The following is a 19,560-nucleotide window of genomic DNA, read 5'->3' on the forward strand; positions in this document are numbered from 1 at the left end:
AATCCTCCACGTTCTTGCTGACCTCCCAATCGCACTCGACTGGTTAAAGCTAGAAAGTCAAAACAGGCGACAAAGCATCGCCCATTCTCAGAAATTCGATTCTACTTTTTACAGTTTTTCTGGATTTTCACGCATAAATACACCACTTAGTATATTCATGTGATTACTTCTCCTTTATCATCATCCTCCAAAATACGATTTACTAACTTTTCCAGTTCTTTCCGATTCGGTAAATACAACTCATATTTAGAAACAAACAAATTACTATCCATTCCATAAGTAGCATATTCAACTAATAATTCATCTTTATTCTTACTCAAAATAATCCCTATTGGAGGGTTATCATCTTCCATATTTTCTTCAGTTGCAAAATATCCCATGTACATATTCATTTGACCAATGTCTTCATGTTGTACGGAGTTTTTCTTCAAATCAATCAGCACAAAACATTTTAAAATCCGATGATAAAAAACTAAATCTACACGGTAATGGACATTATTGATAGTAATACCATACTGTCTTCCTACATAAGTAAAACCCTTTCCTAATTCTAATAAAAATTTCTGAAGGTTATCAATAATTCGCTGTTCAAGATCACTTTCACTATATTGTTCCAACTCTGGTATATTCAAAAATTCCAATGTATAGGTATCTTTTATAACATCTTCTGGCTTGTTGATTTCAACGCCTTTATTTGCCAGCTCCAAAATCCCCTCCTTGTCCCGACTCGCTGCAAGTCTGAGAAACAGAGCTGAATCCATCTGTCTTTTTAAAGTCCGAATCCCCCATCTTTCTTTCACACATTGTTTTTCGTAAAAACTACGCTCTAAATCATCGTCAATCTTAATCAACTCACAAATATGTGACCAGCTCAATTTGTCAGACACTGTCTGACAATTTGGATACTTCAAATAGAACTTCCTCATATTATTCAAATTTGGTCTGCTATAACCTTTCCCTAAACGCAATGTCAATTCTTTCGAAAGTGTTGACAACAAATTTTTTCCATAAATTGCCTTTTCATTTCCAAACTGCTCAAATTCAACAATATATCGTCCTATTCTCCAATATGTTTCTGTCATTGTCTGATTAACAGCACCTGTGAGGTGTTCTTTGGCAACCGCTACCGTTTTTTCAATTTCAGAGATCAAATAATCCATCTTATCATTTCTTGTAATTTCTTGCATATATTTCCTTTCCTGAATTTGTCAGGCAGTGTCTGACAAATTCCAAAATCTTATCTCTTCGTTCTACTTATTTTCTCTAGTCTTTCGCTAATTATATCATTTTTCCCATGACGCTACTACTCTATTCTTGATTCCTTTTTTCTACAATATCTACTCTAATAATCTCTCCATTTCTTCCGTCAAACTCCATTCCCACATAGTTTTCTCCTCATTTCCTGTTGTCATTTCAACAGAAGGCTGAAAATCCCGAATCAGTTCTTTCATATCTACATAATGATCCGCAGTAAATTCTTTTTTTGTATGTCCTAGAGTTTTTGAAACTGCTTTTAAGGAATATCCCGCTTTTAAAATCGTTGTTGCATATGTATATCTTAGGATTCTCCAATTTATATATGGTACATCATGGTTCAAAATAAAATCGTGTAACTGCTTTCCTAAATAATTGCCCGTTCTGGGGCGGCCGTAGGTAGAACAATAAATAAAATCCAAGTCCTGAAATTCTCCTTTTCTTCTATTTTTATGGCGTTCATATCTGGTTCTCTCTTCCATGATCATTTCAAATACCATATCCGGTATCTTTATCTTTCTTCTACTTGCAGGTGTTTTTAAATCAATTTCCTGTTTTGTATAAGTTTTTAATTTCATATTTGTTTCTTTCATATTAGGATTCCTTCCCAATTGTCGCTGAATATAGATGGTTTTCAATTCGTAATTTATATCTGTATATTTTAGTCCTACAATTTCTCCTCTCCTCATTCCCATCAAAACAGCAAACATGATCGGCAGACCAATTGGGGTATCTCTTGATTCACTAAGCAGATGCTGTATTTCCTGTATTGTCAGCGCTTTCTTCTGTCCGCTTTTTGATGATTTCTTTATAACTCTGTTCCATTTTAATCCTGTTACATAATCTTCTTCCACATATCCATAGCGCAATGCATACTTGAAAGAAGTTGTAAGCACAGTCTTCACAATCTTCGCTACTGATGGAGATGTCTCATATGTTTTTTTATAAATTCTCTTTACATGATTTTTCCGCAGTTTCCCCATAGATAAGCGCCCATACAACGGCAAAATATAATTTTGAACCGTTTTTTTAAAAGAATAATATGAATTATAAGAAAGCGACTTCTTTTTGACTTCCTCTAGCCAAAACTCATAAAAGTCCTGAACACTTGTATTTGCATAAACCGCATAATGATTACTATACAAAGCTCCTATTACTCTTTCCCTCTCCTCTTTTGCCTCACTTTCCTTTAAGTAACCACCTTTTTGCTGTTTTATAACAGAATCACACAATTCTATCTCTACAGAAAAGCAGAATTTTCCTCGATTTAATTGGATATCCCCTACACTCCATTCTATAATTCCAAACATCAAAACATACCTTCCTCCCCCAAAATCTGGTTGATATATTTATTTTGATCTTCATTCCGTACTAACAAATCCGAATATCTTTCATATGTTTCTTCTATCGTTCCATATCCCATAAGCGCAGTTAACTTTAAAAAAGAAACATTTTCTGATTTCAACATCATTTCTGCATACATATCTCTCAAATCTTGTGTGGTCATATTGGGAATCCCTGCTTGTTTGCATAATCTCTTCAAAGCCGCATTCATAGATCCCAGGCTCCTGTAATCCCCATTTTTTTGACAAGATATCAGATGATGTTCTTTATATCTATTCCCATATAAAATTCTTTTATCTTCATTCTTCGTTCTTCTTTTTTCTAACTCTTCCATAATAATTTCCGGAACTCTTAATATTCTTCTGGCATTTTCCATCTCAATTTCTTTTTCTGTCGGAACACAAATATAATTTCCATCTTCCTTTTTCACGTATTCCGCACTGACCTGATGGGTTATGGTTACAGTCCGTTCTTCCACATGAAAATCATCAAATCTCAACGCATAGATTTCTCCCCTCTTCATTCCGCAAAACATACACAGGAGAATTTCCAGATACCATGAGCTACATTTTGCTGATCTCATAAAAAGTGATTTCTGCTGCTCATTCAAAATATGAAGTTCTATCTTTTTTCTTTTTGGTCTTTTGCACTCTTGCATGGGATTGTATTCAATCAGGCTCTCTGAAAATGCGTCTGATAAGGCCATACTAAATAATTCATAGAGTTTCAAACCATATGATTCTGTTCTTTCTGAAACCTTTTGAATCGCCGTCTCAAGATATCTTTCATTAACTGCACATAACTTCATTGTATGCATATACGGCAAAGCTTGTCCCAATACATATTGATATACTTTTTTCGTCGTTGATTGAAAACAGGTTTGACATTGCAGCCACTCCTGCAAATACTGCTTAAATTCTAATCTTGTATCTTTTCTTCGCATTAGAGTTCTTTTCTGATCCTCAAATGCTTTAAGATATTTTCTATAACTCTTCTCTGCTTCCTCTTCTGTTTTAAATCCCCCTTTTTTCCCATATCTCACAAGATAATCTTCATCATACCATTTTATCCTATGATACCATGATCCCCTTTCAAAAAATGCATTCCCATTCTTACTCTTCTGCACCATAAGTTCCCTCCTTGGTCGTGAATAGTTACTATTTTGTAAATTTAGGTATAGAAAAAAGACAGCCTTTCTGACTGTCCTGCTATCCCTGTATGCACTATAACGAAAATATCTTACCAACTGCTAATTTCCACAGCATTTTTAAATTCATCAGTCACTTCCTGGTTAGGAATAAAAACTTCTTCTCTTTCTCCATCATAGGCAAGATATCCCAAATGAATTAGTAATGTAAGCACGTCATCTTTACTCTTCATTTCCAGCATATCGTTTTGGAAGGTCTTTATACTGATTTTGCTTCTGTTGCCATTCAGCAGCGAAAGAATTGCTTCTTTAAGCCCCTCTTTATCCATATTGATATAGTATTTTAAACCCTCATAAGTTTCTGTTTCTATCCAATAATCTCCAAATTCTTTATTCCGTATTGCCTGTATAATAGAATTGGGATTGTATATCGAAAAAGTCTTACTAAATGAATATCCGTCATACCTTTTTTTAACTTCCGCATACTCCAAACCATACTCCCGACACAGTTCATGTACTTCTTTATTTGTAAATCCCACATACTCTGCCTGAAACTGTGGCTGTATCATAGTGTACTCACGAAAATCTGGCAATGCAGATGGAGTACCATATTTTTTGATTGGAAGGATTCCTGTGATATATGCCGCTTCTATCATTTTATCTGTACTGTTACTCTCAAACAACGCTTGAAGTAATCTTAAATATTCTTTCTGAATCTTCTTATCTTGTTTTACTTCCCGAAACAAAACGTCCCACTCATCAATAATAATGATAAATTTCTCACCAATTGTGCTGCTGATATCTCGCAAAGCAACTGGAAGATTTTCTTCTTCTATGGTAGCAAATGGATATGTCTCACGTAATTCACGGATTACTTCTCTTTGAAGATACCTGACACACTCTCTTATTTCTTTTACTGTAGATATAAACCATACCATATCCAGATAAATGACAGGATATTTATTTAAGTACATAGAAAAATTTTTTGATTTTGTTATAGAAAGGTTCTCAAACAATAGTCTCGAGTCACAACTTTTATCATAATAAGCACAAAGCATTTGGGCAGCATAAGATTTTCCAAACCGTCTCGGACGAATGACACAAGTAAATTTATCTTTTGTTCCTAATGTATCATTAATGTAACCAATCAGCTTACTCTTATCAACATACAGCCCTTTTCTCATAGATTGAAAACTTGCATTTCCTAGATTTAAATAGCGCCCCATTCTCCTCTTCCTTTCAACCACATTTTCTGCAACCTTCTTTGGAGAATACAAAACAGTGACCTCTATGTACGAATTTGTTCGCCTAAACCACTATTTCCTAATTCACGATACACGTATGACGCGTAATTTTATACTTCAGTATAGCATAAAATATTCCTTTTCAAAACTGTACAAAACCATTCCGCAAATTTATATACTCCTTGGTTTTCTTCTCTAAATTAATATTGTTTCTATTTCATTTATCATAGTTCCATAAAATACTAAGATTTATGTTGATATTTTAATTTTTTTATATATAATAACAGTAAGCAAAATGTTTGCTAGTCATGACAGTTAGAATATCATGAACGTGTATGTTTAGCTTCCGCAAGCGACGGGGTGCTGAAAAGTGTAGAATATCGATTACATGTTTAGGGCTTGCCGCAAGGTGAGCCCTTTTTACGATAGAAAATCGAAATAATATGCGACTTGTTGCAATCAGCACAGCTCTTTTTGATTAATCCACTATGCTGCACTCCCTTCCTCATTCACATTTTTATAAAATGGGATTACCTTTTCCCACTTTCTGAACATTTCATAATCAATGTCAATAACGGAAAGGACTGTATCATATTTTAAATTCAAATCTACTACTAAATCAGATAATCTATCTTCTATTTCTTTGCTCAGACCGCCATTCAAAAGTAAAGCAATATCTGATTCCACCGTATTCGTCCCTCTTGCAACAGAACCATATAAGACAATACGGATAACCTGATATCCAAATATAGATAAAATCCCGCCCACAAGTTCTTTAAATAGCATTTGTTTCATATGATGTACCTCCTTCCCCTTTCATTATATCCATGAATCCCCAAATACAGATAATTATTTTCAATATTTCTAGGAAACTATCTACATACTTTCTTTGATAACCAACACTTCTTCCTCTGTTACACCTGAAATTTTATAAATCTCAGAAAGCAGATATTTATTCTGTAACATTACACGCACAACTTCTCTTCCTTTTAATTCTAAGCACATACAGCATACCATCAATATTCTCTGAATTAAACGTCACCATCTCAAATCTTATATTCCTGTTCCGATTTATTATCCAATTAAATATATACCGATCCCCATTAGTGCCAGTGCATAATCCACCCTCATTTGCTTTTCTCTCTGCTTGATTTCCTTGATTTGTACTGGTGACAAAGAAGAAGTATTAAAATCATATTCCTCCTGAAAATAGTGTTCAAATGATTCTTTATAATCAATGTTTGAAATAGCTACTCCTTTTTTCTAGGTATTCGTATTTTTCTTTAATACGGATACGCTCAGCCATTTCTTCAATTTTAACCTTATCGGCATCTTCAAGACTTCCCTTCAAATACACCAAAGAATCTTCTTCTGTCGTTTCTTTAAAATATTCCTCTGTACTTTTGGGCACTAAATTACACACTTTATTAAAAAGTTCAAGTGCCGGAGTCTGTTTGCCATTTTCCAGCAAAGACAATGTTGATCTGTTAATCCCTAATTTTTCTGCAAATGCAGATTGTGAATCTGTTCCTCTTAATTCAATAAGATCCTTACAAAATTTTTCTCCATTAAATTCTTTCATGTTCTCTCCTAAATTATGTTTATAATTTAACAAACAGCATACCTTTCATCAATAACTCTGTCAAGTAATCTGGATTAGCTACATCTTTTGCTTTTAAAATATTTTTTCTCTTTATCATGAAAATCTATCTTTTTAACTTTGAAAAAAGCTTATTTCAAGAACTATATACTCTAAAAGAATTATATTTTTATACTATCCATGTCAATTTTTCTTTGTATAAATATACTCACTTCTTAAAATCAGCTCTTTTGACTCTAATTTTCAACAACGCATTCATGAAATGCCCCATCATTTATCTCTTATCCCCTCTGGAGAATACAAAAAAAGCAACCTCTATGTACGAATTAGGTCACCTGTCCGTCTATTTTCATCTAGTGATATTCTGTCCGTACAGTCCGCGCAAACAGCATAAAATCGTCCCAAAAAGCGTATAATTCCATTATTTTTCCAACTTGTCATTAGTAGGATACAAAATACTCCACTGCGTTGTTAGGGAACATCTCCTTGAATTCTCCGTACAACTGAGCAGCAAGTGTTTTATTGTGTGCGATAACGAGCGTCGGTTTTTGCAGTTCCTGAATCACGTTCGCCATCGTGAATGTCTTACCGGAACCCGTAACCCCTAGTAAAGTCTGGCATTGGTTGCCTTCCTTGAATCCTTTTACCAGTTCTGCGATAGCCTGCGGCTGATCTCCGGTAGGCTGATATGGGGCTTGTAATTTAAATTCTGGCATATTAAAACCTCCATTTGTGACTTTTGATACGTTCAATATCAGCCACATTTTAAAAACCATTCGTAATGAAATTCGTAACGAAAACTTAAAATCCCCGACTTATAAATCACTTTTACGAATTTTAGAAAGCAAAAGTCACAAAACCGATTTTCGGGGATTAAACATCATTAAATAACACTAAATCAAATATATAGGCAGAGTACCTCGCAAAACCTGCGGTTTTCCTCAGTCGCCTCGCTCGTCAGATGTCTGAAATAATATTTACCCATGCAAGCATGGCAAATATTTTCCAGCCGCCTGACTCTGCCTTAACGCACATTATATCAAACATCTTTCTAAAAGTATATATCCCAAAGCAAAGAAAAGTACAAATGTTCGATTTTTCATTTGTACTTTCCATATTTCCATATTCAACACTTAAATGCATTTTTAAATTCCAGTTGGCAAGAGTAAATTCCAGCGTCATGGAAGTTACTCTTGCACATATATTTGTCCTATTGCCCTTGATATTCATAACTCCGTATAATGTACTCGCAGCTGATTGCCTGCCTGTGCAGATCGGAGATAATTATGAATAATAAAGGCAATCAAAAACATTTAACATTTGAACAGCGTATTGATATCGAGAAAGGACTCACCGAGAATAAGAGTTTCGCAGAAATTGGAAGAATTATCGGAAAGGACCCCTCTACTATATCAAAAGAAATAAGACTTCATGCACATACAAAAGAACGTCCCGATGCAGGATATACAAACCCGCCGTGTATTCATCGTAAAACTTGTAAAATAGTTTGCCTTTGTGATGAACAGTGTGGTATTCTCTGTAAACTCTGCAGGTGGAATTGTCAAGAAAAGTGTAGTCGTATAAACTCACTAAATTCCATTTGCTCCTACGCTGCAAGAAGTGTCTCTTCCTGCAACAATCTATATACGGCCGGAGGATAACCTCCTGGATTAGCCGTATAGATTCTTTTTTGATTGTAATAAGTGAAGACATATCGGAAAATTATTGACTTCACGTTTTCTCTTTTCATCCTATATGTAGGTATTCGATAGAGTAATTCCTTTTTCAATGTGGCAAAGAAACTCTCCATCCGAGAGTTATCATAGCAGTGATCTACTCCACTTAAACTTTGATCAACGCCTGCCTTGGATAATGTTTCGCGGAAAGATTCACTTGTGTACTGGCTGCCTCTGTCAGAATGAAGAATACAGCCATCAAGCTGATATCTCTTCGTTACGGCATTAAAAGTATCTATACATAATTCTTTCTTCATGTTATCTCTCATAACAAGGGAAAGTATTTCACCATTATATCATTTTGGGATAATAACAACAAGAAAGTATTCCTATTTTATACTCTCCCATGAATTGAATTAACATATTGAGATATTAAAATAGCCGACTAGTTTTTTACATTTTCAAACCAATCAGCCATGTTAATTCTTACCACATTTTTACTTCTCTCCAGATAATTGCTGTGCTTCTCTTTCAAATACATGAGAGATGTCATAGAGTTCCGGAACATCAGAAATCGTACAAACACTTACACAATAATTCAACCACGGAATTTCTTTTGTCATTTGATAGATGACCGCCATTGCTTTTGCTTCTGACACTACTTCAATAGAATGGTAGCCTGATCCTTGAATATGTTCAAAACCATTCTTTTCAAAATATGTCCTCACATCATAATAAGCGTTATGCCAATCACCTTTCGGATAGTGTTCTTTCAGTGCCTCTGTATCTAAATCAAAATTGATACCTTTTCTCTGTGTACTATCCATTGATTAGTTCCTCATAAATTCTGTAATCAAATTTTCTTTTTCACTGCCATTATACCAAAAGCATTCCTGTAAATGCATTGAAATTCCTGCTGCACTTTTCAATGCGAATATAGCTGCCCAAAATCTTCCGTAGTCTTGCTTGCGTCCTCTATCAAGGTACACTCTACGTCCCGGCTGTCTATCTGCACAGTTCAAATCCTCTTTTTCAAAAATCTGGTCTGTCTGCTCACAAATTCTATCCATATCACTTTGTGTCAGCTTACTAGAATCAAATTTTATCTCTACTTTATACATTACATTCACCCTTTCAATTCACTGAAACGATAACTCATTTACTTCTTCTCTTATCATTCTAACATTAAACCTTTAAAAAATCATTTCTTTTTTCATATTCAAATTTTATTTACCCTTACACATTTATTATGCTTTATTATTGTGTGAAAGTAAACCTTTATTTCACCACAACAGCGGTGAGGAATAAATTTATTGGTTTCTTCACCAAATCCTTGATTTTTCAATTTCTAAACTTTATCCACATTCATATTGTTCGTATCGCCTGTTATTCACTTCGGATAAGCCCAGTAAACCAATTTTAGAAAAAATGCTTCTCCCGCTATCATATCAGAATATAAAAATAAAGTACAGAGCCAAATCGAATGTTTGTTCTGTACTTTATTTTTGTTGCCATTTGCTGTACTTCTGCTGTTCCAGTTCGTATGACAAATCCTCGTTCTGTTGCCTTTTTTCCAAGTTCAGTTCTGTTGTATTCTGTCATTAGAAACTCCTCCATTTATCAAACCGTACCTATTAGCAGGAATAACTAATTTCCATATACCATCATAGCGTCCACTTGTATCTTCCTTTGTTAAATATCTGTTACTCAACCCTATTTTTTCTTTACATAGTTCAAAAAACGCATCACTTAATCCTAATTTTTTCTGATATGGTAATAGCATAATCCAATTTTCTTTTTCTCTCCAGCGCCGACTGCCATTGCTCTTCTGTCAGAAAATCAGGGCGCCGCATATCTTCCAGCCCGTTCAAATCAAGTCTAAGTTCAGACTGAGCCAGACAGGCAGCCTCGAATAAAGTCATCTCAGTCTCTGTGGTCTGGGATACTACATCTGGATTGCTAGAAAAAGCATGATCATGATCGAAAAGCGGACAGTATCCGATAAGCCTTCCGCTTGCATTCTCCATTAAAAATCCCCAATTCTGCTCATGCCTGTCATTATTATTCAAAATGTAATCTGCAATCTGCATTTTTAAATAAGCCGTTCTGTCTATTTTTATTGCCTCTACATATGGATTCAAACCATAGGCTTCGCAAAATACACGAAATTCTTCAAAGGTCACCATGGCAATATCTTCGGTCGTAAACAGTCTGGAATTAACGATAACTTCTCCTACTCCCTCTATCCATTCCATTCTTTCTTTAGATAAGTAAGAATGAATCTCAGACTCTTCGGATCTTTTATATGGTATATGTTCAATATCTATCACATTTAAAATTTCATCTGCCGGAATCTCATACTTTCCAACTTTATGAAGATACAAGCCATCCGCCTGCCGGATCCAGCCTTTCGCGCTTGCCCCCAGCGTCGTTAATTCTGGAGTATGAATCGCATTTTTTATTTGCGCATCAGCCGTATAGGTAACATTTCTTCCTGATAAAGAAATCTCTGTGATAAATAAAGAAAACGGATTCTCAAACAAATTAACCTCTGCCCACTTCTTATCATCACCCTCTTGCAGGATCCAGTAAGAATCCTCTAGACTCAGTCCCCTGCATGCCTTGCATACAGCATATCGGTTCTTTTGAGACAGCCTTAAGCTGTTTAATATTTCTTTTGCATAACTTCTGCCAATCGAAAGCGTTCTGCCGGATGCCCATTCAACAAAATCCACCAGAGTGATCCTCTGTTTTCTGAGCGCAAACGGAAGACGTTCAAAATCTAAGATTTGGCATGCTCCATTTTCATCGATTTCCAGTAAAGGGCTATCTTTCAACATTAACCGCATCCGTTTTTCTCCATTCTCTCTTAATCCATATCTCCGATAGACAATTTCGGGAACAAATGTTCTTTTTCATTTTATCCTATTATATGGCTGGTGTCAATCACAAGAAAAGTCGCCCACCATAAATTTGATGTTCTCCATTGCGGTCATTTTCCCGCTATGCTAGAATGGATTTTACAAGTTTATTGCACATTCCCAAAACGCAAAACTACCAGTACCAAGGGGCTATTTCCATTCCTTTCCCAGGTTAAGCGATGCTACTTCGCAATTGCCCACATGCGGACCGGGAGCCCTGTGGCTCCTTCAATTGGAAGAAACGCTGCAAATACGATGGCGCCTGCCGGAGGCACCTGATCCAGATTGCACATGACCTCGACCTGCAATTTTCCCTTCCCCAGCAGGTATCTTTCGCATGCCAGATCCCCCGCCTTCTCTGCCAGAGCGGAGGCATCCGTATCCAGCGTCTCATGCCCGTTGGCCGCCGCATTCCTGACTTCATAGATATACTGCAGCGCTTCCATGGACCAGCCCGGGAAATGTTCCCCGCCATTCTCATCCACATTGGAGATCGCATCCATATCCGGCCACCGCTCGCTCCATCCTGTGCGCAGCGCTACAAACGCCCCATCCGGAATATCTCCATACGCTTCTTCATACGCCTTAATATCCTCCACGGTAACTGCATAGTGCACATCTTCCTTCACCTTCTCGGACACATCGATCACCACGAGAGGATATGCCATGTTCCGCACGGTATACTGCTCGCTGAGCGGCTCCCCCTTCACAAAGTGTCCCGGAAAATCAATATGTGTTCCAAACTGCCCCGGAAACTTGAAGGTCTGGATCAGGCATTCCAGTTCATTTCCCCAGTCATAGACCGTTTTCCCAAGTTCTACCGCGCCTTCCGGTATCCCCGCCCAATAGGGGCTGTGATTGTTCAGTGGATGTGATAATTCTATCCAGCGATACTTCTTCAATTCTTCCAACTTTTCCCATAATTCATACATAATCTGGTCCTCCTCTAATAAAATTCACAAAACTACTCTTCGTCTAAAAGACATTATACATTTTCAACTGTCTTAAATTATATCCCCATCATCAAATGGATCTCCACATTCCGGGCAGAACTTAGGCGGATTCTTCATATCTTTCGGTTCCCAGCCGCATTTATCGCAGCGGTATTGGGGAACTCCCGCCGGCTTCTTCGCTCCGCATTCTGTACAGAATTTTCCTTTGTTCACCACCCCGCAGGAACACGTCCAGCCCTCCTCAGGTATTGGCTTGGGCGCGCCGCATTCCTGGCAGAACTTTCCAGTATTTCCTGCCATGCCGCAGGCACAGATCCACCCATCCATCGCGGGGGTTCCGGGCTGATAAGCAGCTGCCTGAGGCCTGACATTCTGCGGTCCTTGCCCCGTCTGCTGCCCCATCTGGTAAAGATTCTGCGCATTCATGCCTCCCAGCGTTCCTGCCATTCCCATGCCCATGAAAGCCATGGCCGGACCTGCATTCTCATTCTTCGCCGCCGCCTGCATGGCCGCTGCCTGCGCCTGCGCCAGGTGGGCCGCTGCCATGGTCGGATCCTTCATCACCGCCGTCCGCTGCAGTTCCTTAATATATGCCTCATCCTCCTCGGATGCGGTCACGCTGTTCACGCCTATGGATACGATCTCAATTCCTCGGATGTCCTCCCATTTATCGGATAGGACTTCCTTCAGGGCATCTGCCAGTTCCATCGTATGGCCCGGCAGTGCGCTGTAGCGGACGCCCATCTCGGATATTTTGGCAAATGCGGGCTGGAGCGCTGTCAAAAGTTCGCTTTTGAGCTGGCTGTCCAGATCCTTTGTTGTAAATTCATCGTCCACATTGCCGCATACATTCTTATAGAATAGGATCGGATTGTTCAGCTGATAGGAATATTGTCCAAAACACCGGATGGCAATATCCATGTCCAGCCCGATATTATAGTCAACGACTCTGAATGGCACCGGATTCGGCGTGCCATACTTATTTCCCATCATTTCCTTTGTGTTAAAGAAATAGACCCTCTGGTCGTTTCCAGTCTCTCCGCCCATCGTAAAACGTTTCTTAAGGGTATTCCAGGAATCCAGAAGCCCTTTTCCGAAACCTCCGTAGAATATGGTAGGCTCTGTAGAACTATCCCAGATGAACTCGCCCGGCTCAGATGAAAATTCTACCACCTTGCCCTGTTCTACGATCATCATGCACTGCCCCTCGTTGACTGCAACGACAGAGCCATTGCTGATAATATTGTCGCTTCCCTTTTTATTGGAGCCCCTTCTAGTCGTACGTTTGACTCCCTTGGTCACGATCACTCCGTCCTCCAGGGAATCGCAATAGAAGTATTCCCTCCACTGGTCTGCCAGCACTCCTCCAACTGATCCTAATGCCGCTTTAATCAATCCCATATCTGTATCCTCCTGCTCTAAAATTTACCGCTGGCGCCGCCATGCATATTCCCATGCTTATCCTTATGCAGCGTTGTCCTGTTATGACTGCCATAATGCTGTCTGTTGTCCTGCTTTTGCTCGATCGGCTTCTTCGTGATGCTGCTGGTAAGAAATATATCCCTCTTGCGTATCTGGGTCGCAGCATCTCCTCTCTGGTAGTCCTGGGCATCTTTCTGCATATTTGCCGTCTTCATCCCGGACTTCAAGGATGCCATATAAAGTATGGTCAGAATCAGTCCGCAGACAAGTGCCGGTATGATATAATCCTCCGGGCCTTTCGGCTCCTTGGGCTTTGCGTCCGTTTCTTCCGCCTTTTCTTCTGCCTTTTCTTCCTCCTTGCTCTCTGCCTCTTTCTGCCCATCGGCAATAGCAGAAGCCAGGGCATTGCCAAGTTCATTTTCTTCTTTTTGTGGATTCAAATTACGCTCCAGCGTCTTGTCCAGTTCCTTCAAATAAGATTGAAACCCCTGATAGTACTGGTCAGAGGAAAAATATCCGGATGCCGCATGATCTCCCAATGCGGACAAGTCGTAATCGGAAAACATGGTCATGGCTGCACCGTTGGTGGAGATTGCCCATTCCCTGCTTCCCATATCCAGCAGAAACAGGATTCCGTCCTTGCCCTCTCCTATCCCATATCCTCTGTTCACATACTGCATGTCAGCCTCTGCCTGGGCTGTGCCTTCCTGCCTCCGATTCTCCGTCATCAGCACAATGTCTATCTGGTATTGCTGGGTCATCTCATCAATCTGGCTTGACAGCCGGGTCTCATCATAATCCGACAGTATCCCTGCATCATCTATGACTTTGGGCAGATCCGTCCCCTCGCTGGCTGCCACCGGAATGACGTTTGCAGCTAGCAGGCATAAGGCCGCCGCAATCAATCGTAATCTCTTCATCATCTTCTACCCTTTCCTACAATTATAAAAATAAACGGACAAGCATGATCAGCATGTAAACCGCAATACTGCTTCCAGCAAAGAAGCCCAAGGCATTCTTCCAGAATAGTCCCGAATCCACCGGCAGCTCGCCTACCAGCTTTCCCGTCTGCCCATTCATGGCAAACCGGTAAATCTTGTCTTTATATTCAACTTTCACCACCCAGACGGGCAGCAGCGCATAATGGACTGATCCATTGGTGCAGCCAATCTGTGAATTCTTCAGCATCAGGATGTCATATTCCTTCTTGTCAACGGACTGCTTTAAAATGTCCTGAAAACTGGTCTTAATCCTCTCCTGCGCCCTGCCGCGGCTCTCATCTTTGGAAACGTCATACTTGATCGCTTCATAGCCGGACAGGTATGCCTCGTCAAACGAAACGGCCTTTGACATGTCATATGGCTCGATAGATTCCATATAGGCGTCATCCATTTCCACAGATCCATCCACCGGCACATAGTCAAAACTTACGCGGCCTTCCCTGGATACCAGATAATAGTCTGTCTGTATGTATTCATACTGCTGGTCCTTCCATTTTTTGATCCTCTGTCCATTATAATTGATGGTTCCCTCTGCCTGACAGCTGAACAGCCAGAATGGGACATAGATTCCCGTGATCTCCTTGATCTTCTGGTCGCTTTGGAAGGATCTTGGAAGCAGGGCCTTCTTTTTGCAGAATCCCTTATATGCTTCTTTTGCGGCTTTCGCATCCAGTTGAAACGGCACGATAAGATCCGGCTTAAATCCCCCTGATACCTGTTTCGGAAGAATGACCGGGCTGTCGCAGTATGGGCACTTGGTTGCAGCCGTCGTCTCCCGGGCTTCAATCTCTCCGCCACAGGACGGGCATTTATATACCCTGCTTCCATCTTCCTTGACCACCCATTCACCTGTTCTTCCAAAGTCGGTGGTTCCCCAGTCGTAGGTGTCTTTTTTCTGCTCCGTGGACTCGACTACCTTTGCATATTCCTGGTAGGTCTCCATATCCATCTCGTTGTCGCAGTTCGGGCAATGAAGCTTCTGGGTGTCGCTGTTGAACACCAGGTTTCCGCCGCAGCAAGGACACTTATACTCTTTTACGCTCATGCTCTCTACCCCTTTACCTTTTGTATGCCTAATTATAGATAGTATATCATAGATTGTTTCTGTTTTGTATAACTGTCAGCATACAAAAAACATTTCCATTATTTTACAAAGGAAGGGGATGTCGGTTAATACCGATTTTTAAACTCTAAATCCTAAAATAAGAATCTCCCATAAAAATCAGTGTTTTTCATACTTGATATTCTTTGGGAGATTCTTATTGTTCTTTTTCTGTATATATTTTAGGGCGCAAAACACCCATAACTGCATTTTTGAACATGCACATTTTTTAAGCCGTCTTTTCCTCGGTTTTTCCTTCGAATTTTTTAATCTCTTCATGAAGAAAACGATGATATTTATTCATGTTCCGACCAATGGCATACAGCATGAATTCTTTATACACCTTCTCTGACGTTCGGTAGTTGAATCTTCGGAAACTATCATTTTCCTTGATATCTCCAAAATGTCCTTCTGTCTGGATGGAACGGATCTGACGATTTAGAATCCCTTTCTCACTTTGGATGTTTGCATGGGATTCCTCTTTCAATGTTTCCCATTGTTCATTGATCTTCATAACTTTGTTTTTCTCAGCATCTTTTTCTGCGTTATATTTATATAAGCATTTCGCTTTGTGTTCACAACCACTACAGTCTGCACATCCGTATACCTCAAAAGTCTGGGTATAACCCGGCTGTTTTTTGGTCTCTGTGCGGATATGATGCAATCCTCTTCCGTCATGACAAACATAATACCGTTCATCCTCAAATATCTGTGTTTTCATGTTGTAATATTTTCCAATATCTTCTCTGTAAGCGCGTGTTTTCCGTTTTTCATGATCCTGCAGCTTGATGTAACTGGATATCTTATTTTTCTTTAAATACAGAAGATTTTTCTCGCTACAATAACCGCTATCTGCGGTTACTTCTTCCAAAATCTCCCCAAATGCATTTTTATGCTTTTCTAAAACCGGAATCAGTGTGTTATAGTCTGTCCGGTCATTGCTTACATAAGCATGGACAATGAAATAATTCTCTACTGCGATCTGAACATTATATGCGGCTTTTAACTGTCCGTTCAGCATGTGATCTTCTTTCATTCTCATAAAGGTGGCTTCTAAATCTGTTTTGGAATAGCTGTTCCTGTCCTTTCCCATGATCTCAAAACATTCTTTGTATCCCATAAGGCGTTCGCCGCAGGTTTCTAATTCCTCATAAAGCTGCTGGAGCTCCGATTTCCTCTTCCCTTTTCCGTAAACAAACGCAATCTGTTCCTTCTCTGCGATCTGAGTCAGATTTTTCTGAAGTTTCAAAATCTCCAATGGGGAACAGTTGTCAATCTCGATGATCGTATTATTGGACAACTTTTTATGTTTTGTCAGTTTTCGCTTCCGGTTCTTTTCAATGACATCTCTTACCTTATCCATTCCTTCGATCACAAACATATGTGCATGGGGAATGTCATATTTTATGCCATACTCATTTTCATCTATCCATGCATTATACTTCTGATACAGTGAATCAATCATATCGAGTAAGCCTGCGAGATGATAATTGATCGTCCCTCTCCACACAAATGTATAGCGGTTTGCATTGGCCTCTATTTTTGTTCCATCAATAAAAAGGGATTTCAATGTGATCAGTCCTTCTTTTTGCAGGCGGCGGAGAAACTGGTAATTCAACTCATCCAATACATCTGCAGTCAGTCTTTTATTCTTGAACTCATAAAAAGCATCCCTTTTTGGTTTCTGACCTTTGGTAAGCCAGATAAATGCAAGGTCTCTTTCGCATAATTCCACAATACGGTCAACAGCTCTAATCCCACGCATGTTTGCGTAAGTAACTACGGCATACATCATAATTGGGTTATACCCGGTTCTTCCCTTATCTGAACAATTGGCCAACAAGCCAGAAAAATCTAATTCCTCCATCACTTTTTTCAGGGTATAGACTGGATCGTCGTCAGGTAAACACAATTCGAAGAAACTGAAGTTAATTTTCTGTTGCCCTAATTCAAAAAATTCGTTATAATACTTATTGTTTAGCATAGTTACATTATAACATGTAACGGAGAAGAGATGGTTGTCGTTAGCCATCTTTTTCTCTTTTATGGAAAAATTTCAGGGGCAGATGTGACCTGGTATGAGTCACATCTGCCCCTATTTGGAACTATCTATTTCCCGATAGCCCCTTCCTTTTATTCCCGCAGGCTTAAGATCCCTTCCATAAGAATCTTCACATCTTCCAAAATATAGTCGAATGCGCCTGCCTTATACAGATTTATTACGATCATCCCGATCGGGACCGCGAAGATCATTCCAAAAATACCGCCTGCCTTGTATCCAATATATAAGAACAGAAGGGTAGGAAGCGGCTGCATTCCCATGCTGTCCCCCACCAGTTTCGGCTGGATCAGCTGCCGTACCAGCTGGGTGACTCCATAGAGGATGATCAGGCCCACCGACATCCTGTAGTCTTTCACCAGAAGTTTATAAAGCGCCCACGGTATCAGCGCGGTTCCTGTCCCGAAAAAAGGGAGAAAATCCAGGAATGCGATGAGCAGCGCCAGTAAAAAATAGAAGTGTACCTTCAGAATTACAAAGCCAATCACCAGAATCAGGCATACGACCCCCATAATCTTAAATTGGGCTTTAAAATATCCGCCTACCGCAAACTTCAGATTGTCGATCACCATGCTCATGCGGCGCACTATCGGTTCCGGCGATACCTTCTTCGCCCACTCTATCACCTCATCCCTCTCCGCAATGAAGAAATAGGCTGAGATGAATGTAACGATAGTTGCTATCAGGACGGATGGAATCCGTTTTGCGACATTTCCGGCAGCCGCCACCGTAGGCTCGCTGATCCTTCCCATCCAGTCGCCCATAGTCTTATCCAGATTGCTGGTCATGGTATGCCATGCATCCTGAAGGCTCGCCGGAAGCACTTTGAACACGCCGTTTAAACTGCTTCCAATCTCTCCAAATCCGGACTCCAGGTCCTGATACATCTTTGGCATGTTCTGGATCAAAGATGCGATCTCTTTCCAGAGCTTACTTCCGATAAAATAGATCAGGATCCCGACTGCCCCTAATACTGCGATGATAATTAATGCGGAGCCCAGTTTCTTAACGATTTTAACACGCTTTTCCAGCCAATTGACGATTGGGCTGGCAATATAGGAGATAAACCATCCGATCACGAATGGCATAAAGAAGCCCAGCAGCCGAAAGCCTACATAGATGAACAGGATCGTCGCTATCAGGCTGAAAGTCAGGCTCACGATCACCTTCCAATAGGGACGGGTATCATGCAACTGTTCCTTAAAGTTCGTCTCCATATGGCTACTCCACCTCTTCTTTGCCCAGCAATTCCGTCTCTACAAACGCCCAGATATCGTCTTTTCCCTGCTTGGTCACAGAGGAAAATGGGAGGACCTTGGTTCCCCGAACAAGATTAAGCCCTTGCCTTACTGCCTTCAGATGCTTGTCAACCTGGCTTCTTTTAATCTTATCCAGCTTCGTAGCTATGATGATCGGATTGTACCCTTGTGCCACGATCCAGTCGTACATCATCTTGTCATTGGCAGAAGGATCATGGCGGATATCAATCAGCAGGAATACCGCTTTTAACTGGGCTGATCCGTGCAGATACCGTTCGATCAACTTCCCCCATTTTGCCTTCTCCTGTTCGGAAACCTTCGCGTATCCATACCCGGGAAGATCCACCAGATACAGTTCTTCATTGATATTGTAAAAATTGATGGTCTGGGTCTTTCCCGGCGTAGCCGATATCCTGGCATAGGACTTGCGGTTCATCAGCGCATTGATCAGTGATGACTTCCCTACATTTGATTTCCCCGCAAAAGCAATTTCCGGCAGCTGATTGTCCGGCAGCTGGCTGGTTAGCCCGCACACGGTTTCCAGATTTATATTTCTGATAATCATTCTATTTCCCTTT

Annotated in this window: 19 protein-coding genes and 2 pseudogenes; 1 reads left to right on the plus strand and 20 read right to left on the minus strand. The window is 39.9% G+C overall.

What is annotated here, in order from left to right; translation table 11 throughout:
- Positions 1-155 precede the first annotated feature (155 nt).
- From HDCHBGLK_RS18545 to HDCHBGLK_RS18580, 8 genes and pseudogenes are all read right to left on the minus strand, one after another.
- The gene (locus tag HDCHBGLK_RS18545; RefSeq protein ID WP_004605407.1) at positions 156-1,187 is read right to left on the minus strand and encodes a PDDEXK nuclease domain-containing protein; all 1,032 of its coding nucleotides are present in this window, start codon (positions 1,185-1,187) and stop codon (positions 156-158) included.
- A gap of 150 nt (positions 1,188-1,337) precedes the next feature.
- A complete protein-coding gene (locus HDCHBGLK_RS18550; protein WP_004605406.1) occupies positions 1,338-2,564 on the minus strand; it encodes a site-specific integrase in 1,227 nt (408 codons plus the stop codon).
- On the minus strand, positions 2,564-3,727 hold the full coding sequence (locus HDCHBGLK_RS18555) for a tyrosine-type recombinase/integrase (RefSeq protein WP_004605405.1): 1,164 nt from the start codon (positions 3,725-3,727) through the stop codon (positions 2,564-2,566). The genes HDCHBGLK_RS18550 and HDCHBGLK_RS18555 overlap by 1 nt, the downstream gene beginning before the upstream one ends.
- 110 nt (positions 3,728-3,837) lie before the next feature.
- Entirely contained in the window at positions 3,838-4,971 is a 1,134-nt protein-coding gene (locus HDCHBGLK_RS18560; protein ID WP_004605404.1) for an AAA family ATPase, read from the minus strand.
- A gap of 504 nt (positions 4,972-5,475) precedes the next feature.
- Entirely contained in the window at positions 5,476-5,784 is a 309-nt protein-coding gene (locus tag HDCHBGLK_RS18565) for a nucleotidyltransferase domain-containing protein (RefSeq protein WP_004605403.1), read from the minus strand.
- Positions 5,785-6,223: 439 nt separating this feature from the next.
- Positions 6,224-6,571: a helix-turn-helix transcriptional regulator gene (locus tag HDCHBGLK_RS18570; protein WP_004605401.1), complete on the minus strand. Its 348-nt coding sequence runs from the start codon at positions 6,569-6,571 to the stop codon at positions 6,224-6,226.
- 461 nt (positions 6,572-7,032) lie between these two features.
- Positions 7,033-7,305: pseudogene (locus HDCHBGLK_RS18575) on the minus strand (DEAD/DEAH box helicase family protein); the annotation flags it as partial.
- Positions 7,306-7,546: 241 nt separating this feature from the next.
- Complete coding sequence (locus HDCHBGLK_RS18580) at positions 7,547-7,771, minus strand: hypothetical protein (RefSeq protein ID WP_039909332.1); 225 nt, start codon at positions 7,769-7,771, stop codon at positions 7,547-7,549.
- A 104-nt stretch (positions 7,772-7,875) separates the two neighbouring features.
- Here HDCHBGLK_RS18580 and HDCHBGLK_RS20145 point away from each other — a divergent pair.
- Positions 7,876-8,142, plus strand: a pseudogene (locus HDCHBGLK_RS20145) (helix-turn-helix domain-containing protein); the annotation flags it as partial.
- Positions 8,143-8,195: 53 nt separating this feature from the next.
- Here the strand turns inward: HDCHBGLK_RS20145 and HDCHBGLK_RS18590 are convergent.
- The 12 genes from HDCHBGLK_RS18590 to yihA all read right to left on the minus strand — a co-directional run bounded on the left by HDCHBGLK_RS18590 (position 8,196) and on the right by yihA (position 19,547).
- Positions 8,196-8,582 carry an IS3 family transposase gene (locus HDCHBGLK_RS18590; protein WP_009249193.1) on the minus strand — a complete coding sequence of 129 codons (387 nt, stop codon included), beginning with the start codon at positions 8,580-8,582 and terminating at the stop codon, positions 8,196-8,198.
- 180 nt (positions 8,583-8,762) lie between these two features.
- Positions 8,763-9,092 carry a hypothetical protein gene (locus HDCHBGLK_RS18595; protein ID WP_004605395.1) on the minus strand — a complete coding sequence of 110 codons (330 nt, stop codon included), beginning with the start codon at positions 9,090-9,092 and terminating at the stop codon, positions 8,763-8,765.
- Between the two features lie 3 nt (positions 9,093-9,095).
- Entirely contained in the window at positions 9,096-9,386 is a 291-nt protein-coding gene (locus tag HDCHBGLK_RS18600) for a hypothetical protein (protein WP_004605394.1), read from the minus strand.
- 322 nt (positions 9,387-9,708) lie between these two features.
- A complete protein-coding gene (locus tag HDCHBGLK_RS18855; RefSeq protein ID WP_009249194.1) occupies positions 9,709-9,867 on the minus strand; it encodes a hypothetical protein in 159 nt (52 codons plus the stop codon).
- Between the two features lie 143 nt (positions 9,868-10,010).
- Complete coding sequence (locus HDCHBGLK_RS18605; RefSeq protein WP_004605392.1) at positions 10,011-11,105, minus strand: hypothetical protein; 1,095 nt, start codon at positions 11,103-11,105, stop codon at positions 10,011-10,013.
- A 263-nt stretch (positions 11,106-11,368) separates the two neighbouring features.
- Positions 11,369-12,118: a cyclase family protein gene (locus HDCHBGLK_RS18610; RefSeq protein WP_004605391.1), complete on the minus strand. Its 750-nt coding sequence runs from the start codon at positions 12,116-12,118 to the stop codon at positions 11,369-11,371.
- Positions 12,119-12,190: 72 nt separating this feature from the next.
- On the minus strand, positions 12,191-13,540 hold the full coding sequence (locus HDCHBGLK_RS18615) for an SPFH domain-containing protein (protein WP_004605390.1): 1,350 nt from the start codon (positions 13,538-13,540) through the stop codon (positions 12,191-12,193).
- A 17-nt stretch (positions 13,541-13,557) separates the two neighbouring features.
- Positions 13,558-14,484 carry a TPM domain-containing protein gene (locus HDCHBGLK_RS18620; RefSeq protein WP_004605389.1) on the minus strand — a complete coding sequence of 309 codons (927 nt, stop codon included), beginning with the start codon at positions 14,482-14,484 and terminating at the stop codon, positions 13,558-13,560.
- Between the two features lie 19 nt (positions 14,485-14,503).
- Positions 14,504-15,607: a hypothetical protein gene (locus HDCHBGLK_RS18625; protein ID WP_004605388.1), complete on the minus strand. Its 1,104-nt coding sequence runs from the start codon at positions 15,605-15,607 to the stop codon at positions 14,504-14,506.
- A gap of 286 nt (positions 15,608-15,893) precedes the next feature.
- A complete protein-coding gene (locus HDCHBGLK_RS18630; protein ID WP_330578474.1) occupies positions 15,894-17,648 on the minus strand; it encodes an IS1182 family transposase in 1,755 nt (584 codons plus the stop codon).
- A 149-nt stretch (positions 17,649-17,797) separates the two neighbouring features.
- Entirely contained in the window at positions 17,798-18,940 is a 1,143-nt protein-coding gene (gene ytvI / locus HDCHBGLK_RS18635) for a sporulation integral membrane protein YtvI (RefSeq protein ID WP_004608358.1), read from the minus strand.
- Between the two features lie 4 nt (positions 18,941-18,944).
- Complete coding sequence (gene yihA, locus HDCHBGLK_RS18640; RefSeq protein ID WP_004608357.1) at positions 18,945-19,547, minus strand: ribosome biogenesis GTP-binding protein YihA/YsxC; 603 nt, start codon at positions 19,545-19,547, stop codon at positions 18,945-18,947.
- Positions 19,548-19,560 lie beyond the last annotated feature (13 nt).

Source organism: [Clostridium] scindens ATCC 35704, assembly GCF_004295125.1.
In the GTDB taxonomy this organism is placed as follows: domain Bacteria; phylum Bacillota; class Clostridia; order Lachnospirales; family Lachnospiraceae; genus Clostridium_AP; species Clostridium_AP scindens.

Coding starts and splice junctions, on each gene's coding strand:
- HDCHBGLK_RS18630 (WP_330578474.1), bottom strand. CDS start 17,648: ATGCTAAACAATAAGTATTATAACGAATTTTTTGAATTAGGGCAACAG.
- HDCHBGLK_RS18555 (WP_004605405.1), bottom strand. CDS start 3,727: ATGGTGCAGAAGAGTAAGAATGGGAATGCATTTTTTGAAAGGGGATCA.
- HDCHBGLK_RS18610 (WP_004605391.1), bottom strand. CDS start 12,118: ATGTATGAATTATGGGAAAAGTTGGAAGAATTGAAGAAGTATCGCTGG.
- HDCHBGLK_RS18615 (WP_004605390.1), bottom strand. CDS start 13,540: ATGGGATTGATTAAAGCGGCATTAGGATCAGTTGGAGGAGTGCTGGCA.
- HDCHBGLK_RS18590 (WP_009249193.1), bottom strand. CDS start 8,582: ATGAAGAAAGAATTATGTATAGATACTTTTAATGCCGTAACGAAGAGA.
- HDCHBGLK_RS18565 (WP_004605403.1), bottom strand. CDS start 5,784: ATGAAACAAATGCTATTTAAAGAACTTGTGGGCGGGATTTTATCTATA.
- ytvI (WP_004608358.1), bottom strand. CDS start 18,940: ATGGAGACGAACTTTAAGGAACAGTTGCATGATACCCGTCCCTATTGG.
- HDCHBGLK_RS18625 (WP_004605388.1), bottom strand. CDS start 15,607: ATGAGCGTAAAAGAGTATAAGTGTCCTTGCTGCGGCGGAAACCTGGTG.
- HDCHBGLK_RS18620 (WP_004605389.1), bottom strand. CDS start 14,484: ATGATGAAGAGATTACGATTGATTGCGGCGGCCTTATGCCTGCTAGCT.
- HDCHBGLK_RS18545 (WP_004605407.1), bottom strand. CDS start 1,187: ATGCAAGAAATTACAAGAAATGATAAGATGGATTATTTGATCTCTGAA.
- HDCHBGLK_RS18595 (WP_004605395.1), bottom strand. CDS start 9,092: ATGGATAGTACACAGAGAAAAGGTATCAATTTTGATTTAGATACAGAG.
- HDCHBGLK_RS18855 (WP_009249194.1), bottom strand. CDS start 9,867: ATGACAGAATACAACAGAACTGAACTTGGAAAAAAGGCAACAGAACGA.
- HDCHBGLK_RS18600 (WP_004605394.1), bottom strand. CDS start 9,386: ATGTATAAAGTAGAGATAAAATTTGATTCTAGTAAGCTGACACAAAGT.
- HDCHBGLK_RS18560 (WP_004605404.1), bottom strand. CDS start 4,971: ATGGGGCGCTATTTAAATCTAGGAAATGCAAGTTTTCAATCTATGAGA.
- HDCHBGLK_RS18580 (WP_039909332.1), bottom strand. CDS start 7,771: ATGACGCTGGAATTTACTCTTGCCAACTGGAATTTAAAAATGCATTTA.
- HDCHBGLK_RS18550 (WP_004605406.1), bottom strand. CDS start 2,564: ATGTTTGGAATTATAGAATGGAGTGTAGGGGATATCCAATTAAATCGA.
- yihA (WP_004608357.1), bottom strand. CDS start 19,547: ATGATTATCAGAAATATAAATCTGGAAACCGTGTGCGGGCTAACCAGC.
- HDCHBGLK_RS18570 (WP_004605401.1), bottom strand. CDS start 6,571: ATGAAAGAATTTAATGGAGAAAAATTTTGTAAGGATCTTATTGAATTA.
- HDCHBGLK_RS18605 (WP_004605392.1), bottom strand. CDS start 11,105: ATGTTGAAAGATAGCCCTTTACTGGAAATCGATGAAAATGGAGCATGC.